General features: G+C 69.2%; 14 protein-coding genes. 5 read left to right on the forward strand and 9 right to left on the reverse strand.

Annotation, left to right across the window (positions count from 1 at the left end):
• Positions 1-36: 36 nt before the first annotated feature.
• The 5 genes from ACFWFI_RS33850 to ACFWFI_RS33870 form a co-directional block, all read right to left on the reverse strand.
• Positions 37-1,392: a dicarboxylate/amino acid:cation symporter gene (locus ACFWFI_RS33850; protein WP_387397868.1), complete on the reverse strand. Its 1,356-nt coding sequence runs from the start codon at positions 1,390-1,392 to the stop codon at positions 37-39.
• 393 nt (positions 1,393-1,785) lie between these two features.
• Entirely contained in the window at positions 1,786-2,082 is a 297-nt protein-coding gene (locus tag ACFWFI_RS33855; RefSeq protein WP_387397869.1) for a DUF4229 domain-containing protein, read from the reverse strand.
• A 111-nt stretch (positions 2,083-2,193) separates the two neighbouring features.
• Entirely contained in the window at positions 2,194-2,721 is a 528-nt protein-coding gene (locus ACFWFI_RS33860) for a GNAT family N-acetyltransferase (RefSeq protein ID WP_387397872.1), read from the reverse strand.
• Positions 2,722-2,875: 154 nt separating this feature from the next.
• On the reverse strand, positions 2,876-4,039 hold the full coding sequence (gene mqnE / locus ACFWFI_RS33865; RefSeq protein ID WP_267075106.1) for an aminofutalosine synthase MqnE: 1,164 nt from the start codon (positions 4,037-4,039) through the stop codon (positions 2,876-2,878).
• Between the two features lie 92 nt (positions 4,040-4,131).
• Positions 4,132-4,587, reverse strand: coding sequence for an Lrp/AsnC family transcriptional regulator (locus ACFWFI_RS33870; RefSeq protein ID WP_277333328.1), 456 nt, complete (start codon positions 4,585-4,587; stop codon positions 4,132-4,134).
• A 121-nt stretch (positions 4,588-4,708) separates the two neighbouring features.
• On the opposite strand from ACFWFI_RS33870, the gene ACFWFI_RS33875 reads away from it, so the two are divergent.
• Positions 4,709-4,858 (forward strand): hypothetical protein, encoded by a 150-nt coding sequence (locus ACFWFI_RS33875; protein WP_387397893.1) that lies wholly within the window; start codon positions 4,709-4,711, stop codon positions 4,856-4,858.
• A 10-nt stretch (positions 4,859-4,868) separates the two neighbouring features.
• Here the strand turns inward: ACFWFI_RS33875 and ACFWFI_RS33880 are convergent, their stop codons facing one another.
• The gene (locus ACFWFI_RS33880) at positions 4,869-5,552 is read right to left on the reverse strand and encodes a UbiX family flavin prenyltransferase (RefSeq protein WP_387397875.1); all 684 of its coding nucleotides are present in this window, start codon (positions 5,550-5,552) and stop codon (positions 4,869-4,871) included.
• Between the two features lie 95 nt (positions 5,553-5,647).
• Here ACFWFI_RS33880 and ACFWFI_RS33885 point away from each other — a divergent pair, with 95 nt between their 5' ends.
• Positions 5,648-6,250 (forward strand): rhomboid family intramembrane serine protease, encoded by a 603-nt coding sequence (locus ACFWFI_RS33885; protein ID WP_387397877.1) that lies wholly within the window; start codon positions 5,648-5,650, stop codon positions 6,248-6,250.
• Here ACFWFI_RS33885 and mqnP read toward each other — a convergent pair.
• Together mqnP and ACFWFI_RS33895 are read right to left on the reverse strand one after the other, a co-directional pair.
• Positions 6,240-7,151: a menaquinone biosynthesis prenyltransferase MqnP gene (mqnP, locus tag ACFWFI_RS33890; RefSeq protein WP_387397880.1), complete on the reverse strand. Its 912-nt coding sequence runs from the start codon at positions 7,149-7,151 to the stop codon at positions 6,240-6,242. The genes ACFWFI_RS33885 and mqnP overlap by 11 nt on opposite strands.
• Entirely contained in the window at positions 7,148-8,605 is a 1,458-nt protein-coding gene (locus ACFWFI_RS33895) for a menaquinone biosynthesis decarboxylase (protein ID WP_387397882.1), read from the reverse strand. The genes mqnP and ACFWFI_RS33895 overlap by 4 nt, the downstream gene beginning before the upstream one ends.
• 88 nt (positions 8,606-8,693) lie before the next feature.
• On the opposite strand from ACFWFI_RS33895, the gene ACFWFI_RS33900 reads away from it, so the two are divergent.
• Entirely contained in the window at positions 8,694-9,101 is a 408-nt protein-coding gene (locus ACFWFI_RS33900; RefSeq protein ID WP_387397885.1) for a PLD nuclease N-terminal domain-containing protein, read from the forward strand.
• 22 nt (positions 9,102-9,123) lie between these two features.
• Here the strand turns inward: ACFWFI_RS33900 and ACFWFI_RS33905 are convergent, their stop codons facing one another.
• Positions 9,124-9,564 carry a MarR family winged helix-turn-helix transcriptional regulator gene (locus ACFWFI_RS33905; RefSeq protein ID WP_387397887.1) on the reverse strand — a complete coding sequence of 147 codons (441 nt, stop codon included), beginning with the start codon at positions 9,562-9,564 and terminating at the stop codon, positions 9,124-9,126.
• Positions 9,565-9,740: 176 nt separating this feature from the next.
• On the opposite strand from ACFWFI_RS33905, the gene ACFWFI_RS33910 reads away from it, so the two are divergent.
• Positions 9,741-10,436 carry a type 1 glutamine amidotransferase domain-containing protein gene (locus ACFWFI_RS33910; protein ID WP_387397889.1) on the forward strand — a complete coding sequence of 232 codons (696 nt, stop codon included), beginning with the start codon at positions 9,741-9,743 and terminating at the stop codon, positions 10,434-10,436.
• Positions 10,433-11,758 (forward strand): aldehyde dehydrogenase family protein, encoded by a 1,326-nt coding sequence (locus tag ACFWFI_RS33915; protein WP_387397890.1) that lies wholly within the window; start codon positions 10,433-10,435, stop codon positions 11,756-11,758. Before ACFWFI_RS33910 ends, ACFWFI_RS33915 begins: the two co-directional genes overlap by 4 nt.
• The last annotated feature ends 35 nt before the right edge of the window (positions 11,759-11,793 follow it).

An 11,793-nucleotide genomic window follows, 5' to 3' on the forward strand; every position in this document is an offset into this window, starting at 1 on the left:
GCCTCGTGGAGGCCGGGGGCGCTTGTGCGCGTGAGGTCACGCCGCGACGGGAACGCCCTTCGCCTCCGCGTCGAGCACCTCGGGCTCCTCGACCGGGGAGGCCGACGCCGAGTTGTACGCGTCGTGGTCGAGGATGTTCTCGCGGGCCGCGACGATCACCGGGACCAGAGCCTGTCCCGCCACGTTCGTGGCGGTGCGCATCATGTCCAGGATCGGGTCGATGGCGAGCAGCAGGCCCACGCCCTCCAGCGGGAGGCCCAGGGTCGACAGGGTGAGGGTCAGCATGACCGTGGCGCCGGTGAGGCCGGCGGTGGCCGCCGATCCGATGACCGAGACGAACGCGATCAGGATGTAGTCACCGATGCCCAGCTGGACGTCGAAGATCTGCGCGATGAAGATCGCCGCCAGCGCCGGGTAGATCGCGGCGCAGCCGTCCATCTTGGTCGTGGCGCCGAACGGGACGGCGAAGGAGGCGTACTCCTTCGGGACGCCGAGACGCTCGGTGACCTTCTGGGTGACCGGCATCGTGCCGACCGAGGAGCGGGAGACGAAGGCCAGCTGGATCGCGGGCCAGGCGCCCTTGAAGAACTGGATCGGGCTGACCTTGGCGACCGTGGCGAGCAGGAGCGGGTAGACACCGAACAGCACCAGGGCGCAGCCGATGTAGACGTCGGCGGTGAACGTGGCGTACTTGCCGATCAGGTCCCAGCCGTAGTCGGCGATCGCGTAGCCGATGAGGCCGACGGTGCCGATGGGGGCGAGGCGGATGACCCACCACAGGGCCTTCTGGAGGAGCGCCAGGATCGACTCGCTGAGGGAGAGGATCGGCTTGGCCTTCTCACCGAGCTGGAGCGCGGCGATGCCGGCGACGGCGGCCATGAAGACGATCTGCAGGACGTTCAGCTCGGTGAACGGCGTGATGACGTCGGTGGGGATGATGCCGGTGAGGAAGTCGAGCCAGGAACCGGCGTTCTCGGGCTTGGCGCCGTCCTTCGGGGTGAGGCCGGTACCGGCGCCCGGGTTGGTGACCAGGCCGATCGCGAGGCCGATGGCGACGGCGATCAGTGAGGTGATCATGAACCAGAGCAGCGTGCGGGTGGCCAGCCTCGCGGCGTTGTTGACCTTGCGAAGGTTGGTGATCGACACCAGGATCGCGAAGAAGACGAGGGGCGCGACGGCCAGCTTCAGCAGCTGGACGAAGATGTGGCCGACCTGGTCGAGCGTGGTGAGGAGCCAGCCGATCTCGTAGCTGCGGGTGATCCAGCCGAGCAGGACACCGAGGACCAGACCGGCGACTATCTGTATCCAGAACGGGATGCTGGGCAGCCGGAAACCGGAACCGGACGGCTTACCGGCTTCGGTCTCGGCGGGGGACGCGGAATTCGCGGACACGGACACACTCCAGATGTGACGCATCGGGACGTACGAGGACAGACGTACGGTCGTGCGGTCGAACAGGGGGACGGGGGTGCGGCGCCCGCGTCAGGGGCGGCGCCGCTGCATGATGCCGGTTCAGACGTTGCGGCAACAGACCGCGGACATACAGCGGCAGAGATCGACATGCAGGCGCACCACGAGCGGGACGCCCAGGGCGTGGTGGGTGCGCACAGCTGTAATCATGTCGAATACGTTAACACTGCAACTTTGAGAACCTCAAAGGTCCGCTTCTCGATCAACTCCGACCGCGCGGACCCCGGACAAGCCGAAACCCCGGTACGGGAGCGGCTGCTCCGGCCCGGGGCTTCGTCCGTACGGGGTGCGGGTGTGAGGAACCTTACGCGGCGCCTACTGGGTGACGCTGTCCTCGCGGGTGCGGTTCGCCTCGAGCCTGGCCTTGGTCCGGTCGACCGACGTGATGATCTGTTCGGACATCTCGTCGCGCTGCTTGCGCAGCAGGATGAAGCTGAGGGGCGCGGAGAGCAGCAGGCCGAGGAGGATGACCCAGACGACGTTGGAGCCGCCGACGCCGGAGGGCAGCACGCCGAAGTGGACCGCCACGCCGGAGATGAAGAAGCAGCCGACGAAAATCAGCAGGCGCATGGCGGTGTACCGGATCGTTGCGCTCGGCTTGGCAGCGGACACGGCTGGCCTTCTCTCTACGTCCGACGTTCCTGCGGTCGTTCAGTCTGGGATCCTGCCCGACCAGTGAAGCATGCCCCGAATTCGATCAGTTCGCTGGGTTGTCCGGAGCTCCTACCGGAAGAGCGGGAGCAGCATGATGACGTCGTCGCGGTAGTCGTCCTCGGCGACCCGGATGGCGTTCGGGATCCGGCCCACCTCCTTGTATCCGCAGGAGGCGTAGAAGCGGTCGGCACCGGTGCCGCCGCGGCAGGTGAGGCGGATGGCGTCGATGCCGTCGATCCCCAGGGCGGCGTCGGACGCGGCCGCCATCAGCGCACGCCCGAATCCCTTGCCCTGGTGGCGCGGGTGGACCATCACCGTGTAGGCGCCGATCCAGTGCCGCATGAGCCGGTGGGTGTTGTGGGTGAGGAAGGCGGTGGCGGCCACCGAGCCGTCCTCGTCCCGTCCGACGACCAGGTGGGTGCGGCCCTCGGCCATCGCGGCGAGGTGCTTGACCAGCTCCGGCCGGACCTCGTCGCCGGTGACGGGCGGCACGAAGCCGACGGCCCCGCCGGCGTTGCTCACGTCGACCCAGAGCGCGGTGATGCCGTCCCGCAGGGTCCGGTCGAATGCGGGATCCACTTCAAATGTAAGCGCCATATGCGCAGATTAACTATTACGAGGGGTGCCCTTCAAGCCACGTCCACCACGCGAGAAAGCCCCGGCCGGGGGACGGCAGGCCGGGGCTTTCGTACAGCGGGACACACCCGGGACGCCCGCGACGGGCGCGGGGCGTCGGGCGGGACGTGAGGCCTCAGACGCGCATCGGCTGGGGCGTCTCGCGCCGGTCGGCGTCCGGCCCCGGGTATTCGCGCAGGATCTCGTACCGGGTGTTGCGCTCAACGGGCCGGAAGCCCGCGTCCCGGATGAGGTCCAGCAGGTCCTCGCGGCCGAGCTTGTTCGGGGTGCCGTAGTCGTCGGCGTCGTGCGTGATCTTGTATTCGACGACCGAGCCGTCCATGTCGTCCGCACCGTGCTGGAGCGCGAGCTGCGCGGTCTGCACGCCGTGCATCACCCAGAAGACCTTGACGTGCGGGACGTTGTCGAAGAGCAGCCGCGAGACCGCGAAGGTCTTGAGCGCCTCCGCGCCGGTCGCCATCGACGTCCGCGCCTGGAGGGTGTTGCGGACCTTGCCGTCCTTCATGTCGACGAAGTCGTGCTGGTAGCGCAGCGGGATGAAGACCTGGAAGCCGCCGGTCTCGTCCTGCATCTCCCGCAGCCGCAGCACGTGGTCGACGCGGTGACGGGGCTCCTCGATGTGCCCGTACAGCATCGTCGCCGGGGTCTTGAGACCCTTCTCGTGCGCGAGACGGTGGATGCGCGACCAGTCTTCCCAGTGGGTGTTGTGGTCGACGATGTGCTGGCGGACCTCCCAGTCGAAGATCTCCGCGCCGCCGCCGGTCAGTGACTCCAGACCGGCCTCGATCAGCTCGTCGAGGATCTCGGAGGCCGAGAGTCCCGAGATCGTCTCGAAGTGGTGGATCTCCGTCGCCGTGAACGCCTTGAGCGCCACCTCCGGCAGCGCTTCCTTGAGCGCGCTGAGCGAGCGCGGGTAGTAGCGCCACGGCAGGGTGGGGTGCAGCCCGTTGACGATGTGCAGCTCGGTGAGGTTCTCGCCCTGCATCGCCTTCGCGAGGCGGACGGCCTCCTCGATGCGCATCGTGTACGCGTCCTTCTCGCCCGGCTTGCGCTGGAACGAGCAGTACGCGCAGGACGCGGTGCACACGTTGGTCATGTTGAGGTGACGGTTGACGTTGAAGTGGACGACGTCGCCGTTCTTCCTCGTACGCACCTCGTGGGCCAGCCCGCCGAGCCATGCCAGGTCGTCGGACTCGTAGAGCGCGATCCCGTCCTCGCGGGTCAGCCGCTCGCCGGCCCGGACCTTCTCCTCCAGCTCGCGCTTGAGTCCCGCGTCCACTAGGGCGCCTCCCATGTCTCTGTGTAGCCGTTCCGGCAGCCCACGGTACTCCCCCGCCTTCCGGGCGGAGGGACCCCCACCACCACTCCGTGTCACACCTCTTCGGGGAGCTCTCCGACGCGGTTCTCCCACTTGGTGGAGAGGACGACCGTCGTACGGGTCCGGGAGACCCCCTTGGTGCCGCTGAGCCTGCGGATCGTCTTCTCCAGGCCGTCCACGTCCCCGACCCGGACCTTGAGCATGAAGGAGTCGTCGCCCGCGATGAACCAGCAGTCCTCGATCTCCGCCAGATCCTTCAGCCGGTGCGCCACGTCCTCGTGGTCCGCGGCGTCGGAGAGCGAGATGCCGATCAGCGCGGTGACGCCGAGCCCCAGCGACGCGGAGTCGACGGTCGCGCGGTAGCCGGTGATGACACCGGCGGTTTCCAGCCGGTTGATGCGGTCGGTGACGCTGGGCCCGGAGAGCCCTACGAGCCGTCCCAGCTCGGCATACGAGGCCCTGCCGTTCTCCCTGAGGGCCTGGATGAGCTGCCTGTCCACCGCGTCCATATGACTGAAACCTTCCATTGTTCAGCAGTACCGCGAGTTTACGTATAGAATCTAAGGCGCAACAGGGTCACACCCTGTAAATCTTTCTCATCATCCAAAAAATGCTTTCGAATCTTCAGGAGTGAACTTCACCGTGTACTCGATCGAGATGGCCTACGCCCGAATGCGCGAGCTGCAGGACCTGGCCAACCGCTCGCGTGCCCACCAGCCCGCAGCCGCCCACCGGGTCGACCGCACCCGCACCCCGCGCGTGAACAGGAAGAAGCGCTGACCCCACCGGTTCAGCCCCGGGAGGCGCCACCGAGCTCCCCTTCCCACCGGCGGTACAGCTGGTGCGGCACTCCCGCCGCGTCCAGCACCCGCCCGGCGACGAAGTCCACCAGATCCTGGATGTGCGTCGCCCCCGCGTAGAACGCCGGAGAGGCGGGCAGCACTACGGCTCCCGCCTCGTCGAGCGCCACCATCTGCTTGAGCGTCGAACCGCTGAGCGGGGTCTCGCGCACGGCGACGACCAGCTTCCGCCGCTCCTTGAGCGTCACGCTCGCGGCCCGTTGCAGCAGATCCTTCGAGAGTCCGAGCGCCACTCCCGCCACGCACGCCGTCGACGCCGGGACGATCAGCATCCCCTTCGCCGGATACGAACCCGAGGACGGCCCGGCCGCCAGATCGCCGGCCGCCCAGTGGCGTACGCCGCCGATGTCCGGGCGGAAGGTGTCCGGCTTCCCGTCCGCGCCCCGCGCCAGCCAGCTCCGCAGGTCCTCCTGCCAGTGGGCGTCACGGAAGGCGATCCCCGTCTCGTCCAGGAGCGTCAGCCGCGAGGCACGGCTGACCACCAGATCGACGCTCTCCCCGGCAGCCAGCAGTCCGCGCAGCACCGAAGCCGCGAAGGGCGTGCCCGATGCGCCCGATACCCCGACAATCCAAGGCCTGCGCTGCTGCTGACTCTCTGAAGTCCCGGCTGTCACACCGCCGAGCCTATCCGGCACCCTGCTCCAGGAACTGAGCGAGGGGCACCGGACGTTGCAACGGATGAGGGAACGGCCATGGACAGGGGGTGACCATGACGGGCACACGCGCGAGCACCACCGCACGGGCCGTCACGGCCGGCGGGGTCATGCTCGCCTGGATCGCGCTGCTGTGGCTGCTGGAAGGCATCGACACGGCGACGGGCCACTCCCTGGACACCTACGGCGTCAGCCCGCGCGAGCCCGCCGAGCTGGCCGACATCGTGCCGTCCGCGTTCCTGCACAGCGGCTGGGAGCATGTGGCGTCCAACAGCGTCCCGCTGCTGGTCCTCGGCTTCATCGCCGCGCTCGGCGGGATACGCAGGTTCGCCGCCGTGGTCCTCGTGGTGATCGTGACGTCCGGCCTCGGCGTCTGGCTCACCGCGCCGCCGGACACGGTGACGCTCGGCGCGTCCGGCGTGGTCTTCGGCCTCTTCGGCTATCTGCTGGTCCGCGGCTTCGTGGACCGGCGCCCGCTGGACATCGTCCTCGGCCTGATCATCGCCGCGGTCTACGGCTCGCTGCTCTGGGGCGTGCTGCCGACCGACTCCGGCATCAGCTGGCAGGGCCATCTCTTCGGCCTGGTCGGCGGGGTCGCGGCGGCGTTCGTCTTCCGCCGCCCCCGCCGCCCGCGGGGACCGGGTTACGTCACGGTGTGAGGCCCCGCACCAGGAGGTCGAGCAGCGCGCAGGCGAACAGGGCGATCCCGATGAAGCCGTTGACCGAGAAGAAGGCCCGGTTCAGCCGGGACAGGTCGTGCGGCCGCACGACCCGGTGCTCGTACACGAACGCCACGGCGACGATCGCCATGCCGATCCAGTAGAAGATCTCCGCGTGGGTCGCCAGTCCGAACCACACCAGCAGCCCGGTCGTCACCACATGGCAGACCCGCGCGCCCCACAGCGCGGCCGGGATACCGAAGCGCGCGGGGAAGGAGAGCACCCCGTGGGCCCGGTCGGCCCTCACGTCCTGGCAGGCGAAGATCAGGTCGAAGCCGCCGATCCAGATGCCGACGGCCAGCCCCAGGATCACCGCGTCCCACGACCAGCTCCCCGTCACCGCCAGCCAGGCGCCGATCGGCCCGATGGCCTGGGCGAGGCCCAGGATCGCGTGCGGGAAGTTCGTGAACCGCTTGCCGTACGGATAGACGACCATCGGCACGACGGCGACCGGTGCCAGCGCCAGGCAGAGGGGGTTCAGCAGCGCGGCGGCGCCCAGGAAGACGACGACGGCCACGACCGCCCCGGTCCACGCGGACTTCACCGTGACCGCGCCGGTCACCAGCTCGCGGCCCTCCGTGCGCGGATTACGGGCGTCGATCTCCCGGTCGATGATCCGGTTCACGGCCATGGCGAACGTACGCAGCCCGACCATCGCGATGGTCACGAGCAGCAGCGTGCCCCAGTGGATGTTCCCGTCCACCTGGAACATCGCGGTCAGCGCGGCGATGTAGGCGAAGGGCAGCGCGAAGACCGAGTGCTCGATCATCACCAGACGCAGGAACGCGCGGGACTTGCCGCGCGGCTGCGGGACAGCGGCTGCCGAGGCTGAGGCGCTCACAGGCCGTACTCCTTCCACCGGCGGTCGACCTTCGCCGCCGTCTCCGGGTCGGACTCGACCATCTCCGGCCAGCCCCCGTCCCGCGTGTACCCCTCCTCGGGCAGCTTGCGCGTCGCGTCGATGCCCGCCTTGCCACCCCAGAACTGCTGGTAGGAGGCGTGGTCGAGGTGGTCGACCGGGCCTTCGGTGACCGTCAGGTCCCGCGCGTAGTCGGTGTTCCCGAGCGCCCGCCAGGCGACCTCGTGCAGATCGTGGACGTCGCAGTCGGAGTCCACGACCACGATCAGTTTGGTCAGCGACATCATGTGCGCCCCCCAGATGGCGCTCATGACCTTCTGGGCGTGCTTCGGGTACTTCTTGTCGATCGAGACGATCGCGCAGTTGTGGAAGCCGCCCGCCTCGGGCAGGTGGTAGTCCACGATGTCCGGGACGATGATCTTGAGCAGGGGCAGGAAGAACCGCTCGGTGGCCCGCCCCAACGGACCGTCCTCGGTGGGCGGCCGGCCGACGACGATCGACTGCAGCAGCGGACGCTTCCGCATCGTCACGCAGTCGATCTTCAGCGCGGGGAAGGGTTCCTGCGGCGTGTAGAAGCCGGTGTGGTCACCGAACGGGCCCTCGGGCAGCATCTCGCCCGGCTCCAGCCACCCCTCGATGACGACCTCCGCCTGCGCCGGGACCTGGAGCGGGACGGTCTTGCAGTCGACCATCTCGATCCGCTTGCCCTGGACGAAGCCGGCGAAGAGGTACTCGTCGATGTCCCCGGGCAGCGGCGCCGTGGAGGCGTACGTGACCGCGGGCGGCGCACCGAACGCGATGGCGACGGGCAGCTTCTCACCGCGCCTGGCCGCGACCTGGTAGTGGTTGCGGCTGTCCTTGTGGATCTGCCAGTGCATCCCGATGGTGCGCTTGTCGTGGCGCTGGAGGCGGTAGAGCCCGAGGTTGCGGATCCCCGTCTCCGGGTCCTTGGTGTGCGTGAGGCCCAGGTTGAAGAAGGAGCCGCCGTCCTCGGGCCAGGTGAAGAGCGCGGGCAGCTGGTCGAGGTCGACGTCGTCGCCGGTCAGGACGACTTCCTGGACGGGGGCGCTGTCGGACTTCACCTTCTTCGGCGGCAGGTGGGTCACCGCGCCGAGCTTCCCGAACGCCTCGCGGATGCCGACGAAACCCTGCGGCAGTTCCGGCTTGAGGAGGCCGCCGATCCTGTCGCTGATCTCGGCGTAGGACTTCAGCCCGAGCGCCTTGAGCAGCCGCCGGTCCGTCCCGAAGACATTCATGGCCAGGGGCATGGACGCCCCCTTGACGTTCTCGAAGAGCAGCGCCGGGCCGCCCGCCTTGTTCACCCGGTCGACGATCTCGCCGACCTCCAGATACGGGTCGACCTCGGCCTTGATGCGCTTGAGATCGCCCTCGCGCTCCAGAGCCCGGAGCAGGGAGCGAAGATCGTCGTAAGCCATAACGCCCAGTATCGGCCACCCGCTACCCTGGGCCCGTCACCGGGGGCGGGACAGCGCCTCCCCATCCCATCTCGGGGGACCCTTCACGATGCTCAGAGCCCTGATCTATCTTCTGCCGCTGGCACTGACGATCTACGCGTTCATCGACTGCCTGAACACCCCGGAGGACGAGGCGAAGCACCTGCCGAAGGTGGCCTGGGTGTTCATCATCCTGCTGTTCTGGATCGTCGGCCCGATCGTCTGGCTCGCCGCGGGCAAGATGCGCAATGCGCCCGAAGGCGGCCGCACCCCTTCCGAGTGGCACCGCAAACACCGCACCACGTGGGTGGCGCCCGACGACAATCCGGACTTCCTGAAGTCGCTGAAGGACGAGACCAAGAAGGACGAGTCGCTCCTCAAGGACTGGGAGGCGGACCTGCGCCGCCGCGAGGAGGAGATCAAGCGCCGGGAGAGCGGCGCCGGCCCCGAGGACCAGGCTCCGCCGGCGACCTCATGAAGCCCTCCTCATGAGCAGGACCTCATGAGGACAGCAGTCGCCCCAGCCGGTCGAGCAGGGGCAGCAGGGCCGTGCGCTCCTCGGGGGTGAGTGCCTCCAGGGCGCCGTGCACCACGCGCATCTCGGCGCGGATGCGGTGCGCCAGCTCGGTTCCTTCCGCTGTGCGGGAGGCCACCTTGGAGCGGCGGTCGCCGGGTGCCGGGGTGCGGGTCACCAGGCCGCGGGCCTCCATGCGGCCGATGAGGCCGGTGGCGTTGGAGGCGTCGCACACCAGATGACTGGCCAGCGCGCTCATGGGCATGGGGTCGTTGAGGGCGATCAGCGCCCGGGCCTGTGAGGTGCTGAGGCCGTGACGGCCGGCTACGGCGGTGAGGTCGTCGTGGTGGCCGCGGACGACGACTGCGAGGGGTTCCAGCAGTTCGTCCGGAGTAGGGACGGCGCGGGGTGCCGGTTCCGTCGTCATGGTCGGTCATCCTTCGGTCGGTACGCGTGGTCCGGAGGCCCGGACTCTGTCCGCCACGCACCCGCATTCATTTGACATGCTCAACTTTGACCCGTTACATGAACGGTATTGCTTGAGCATATCAAGCTTCACGTTCCACGCGTCTTACGTCTCGCGTCTCGTAGGGAGCACCCCCCATGCCTTCCGTACTCTTCGTCCTCACCGGTGCCGACCACTGGACCCTCAACGACGGCACCACCCACCCCACCGGCTTCTGGGCCGAGGAACTCGCCGCCCCGCACCGCGTCTTCACCCAGGCGGGCTTCGACATCACCGTCGCCACCCCCGGCGGCGTCGCACCCACGGTGGACACCGCCAGCCTCGCCGCCGAGGCCAACGGAGGCCAGGAACAGGCCGACGCCGTGGCCTCGTACCTCGCCTCGATCGACGAGACGCTGCGCATCCCCGCCCGGCTCGAGGACATCGTGCCCACGTCCTACGACATCGTCTTCTACCCCGGCGGCCACGGCCCCATGGAGGACCTGGCCGTCAGCGCGGTGTCCGGGCAGCTCCTCACCGCGGCCCTGGACTCCGGCACCCAGGTCGCCGTCCTGTGCCACGCACCCGCCGCCCTGCTGCCCGCCCGCCGCGAGGACGGCAGCTGGCCGTTCGCCGGGTACCGCATGACCGGCTTCAGCAACGCCGAGGAGACCCAGGCGGGCTTCGCCACCAAGGCGCCCTGGCTGCTGGAGAACCGCCTCGTCGAGCTCGGCGCCGACTACGCCGCAGCCGAGCCGTGGGCGGTGCACACCGTGCACGACCGCAACCTGCACACCGGCCAGAACCCCGCCTCCTCCGAGCAGCTGGCCCGCGAGATCGTGGCGGCCCTGTGAGCGCCGCGGGGACCGTGCGGGAAGCCCCGGCCGACGTCGTCGCCCGGCTCCGCAAAACCTTCCGCACCGGTCGCACCAGGGACCTCGCCTGGCGCACCGCCCAGCTGACGCGGCTGCGTGCCCTGCTCACCGAGCGCGGCGACGAACTGGCCGAGGCGCTCCGTGCCGACCTCGGCAAGAGCCGCAAGGAGGCCTACCGGACCGAGATCGACTTCACGGTCAGGGAGATCGACCACACCCTGGAGCGACTGGAGGCGTGGCTGGAGCCCGAGCCCGCCCCCGTACCGGCGGTGCTCGCGGGGGCCACCGCGAGCACCGTGCAGGACCCGCTCGGGGTCGTCCTCGTCATCGCTCCGTGGAACTACCCGGTGCAGCTGCTGCTCGCTCCCGTCGTGGGCGCTCTGGCCGCGGGCAACGCGGTCGTCGCCAAGCCCAGCGAGCTGGCGCCCGCGACCTCCGCCGCCGTGGCCCGGCTGCTGCCGCGGTATCTGGACACGGACGCCGTCGCCGTCGTGGAGGGCGCGGTCCCGGAGACCACCGCGCTGCTCGCCGAGCGCTTCGACCACATCTTCTACACCGGCAACGGCACGGTCGGCCGGATCGTGATGGCCGCCGCGGCGAAGCACCTCACACCGGTGACGCTCGAACTGGGCGGCAAGTCGCCCGCGTTCGTGGACCGCGACACGGACCTGAAGACGGTGGCGGCGCGGCTGGCCTCCGGGAAGTTCCTCAACGCCGGCCAGACGTGCGTCGCCCCCGACTACGTCCTGACCGACCCGGAGACCGCACCGGCCCTGGCGGACGCCCTCGCGGAGGCGGTCGAGGGACTGTTCGGGAAGGACGCCTCCACCAGCCCGGAGTACGGCCGGATCGTGAACGAGCGCCACTTCGACCGGCTGGTGGGTCTCCTGGACTCCGGCCGCGCGGTGACGGGCGGAGCCCACGACCGGGAGACGAAGTACATCGCTCCGACCGTGCTGGCCGATGTCGCCCCGGACTCCCCCGTGATGGGCGAGGAGATCTTCGGCCCGGTCCTGCCGATCATCACCGTGGACGGGCTCGACGGGGCCATCGGCTTCATCAACGACCGTGACAAGCCGCTTGCCCTGTACGCGTTCACCCACGACCCCTCGGTACGGGAGCGGCTGCTGTCCGAGACCTCGTCGGGCGGCGTGGGCATGGGCCTGCCCCTCGCCCATCTGACCGTCTCGGACCTGCCGTTCGGCGGGGTCGGCGAGAGCGGCATGGGCAACTACCACGGCCGGTACTCCTTGGAGACGTTCAGCCACCGCAAGGCGGTCCTGGACACCCCGCTCGGCTGACCGTACGTACGACGGGAGGGCGCGACCACGATGGT

The organism is Streptomyces sp. NPDC060209, assembly GCF_042728155.1.
GTDB lineage: Bacteria > Actinomycetota > Actinomycetes > Streptomycetales > Streptomycetaceae > Streptomyces.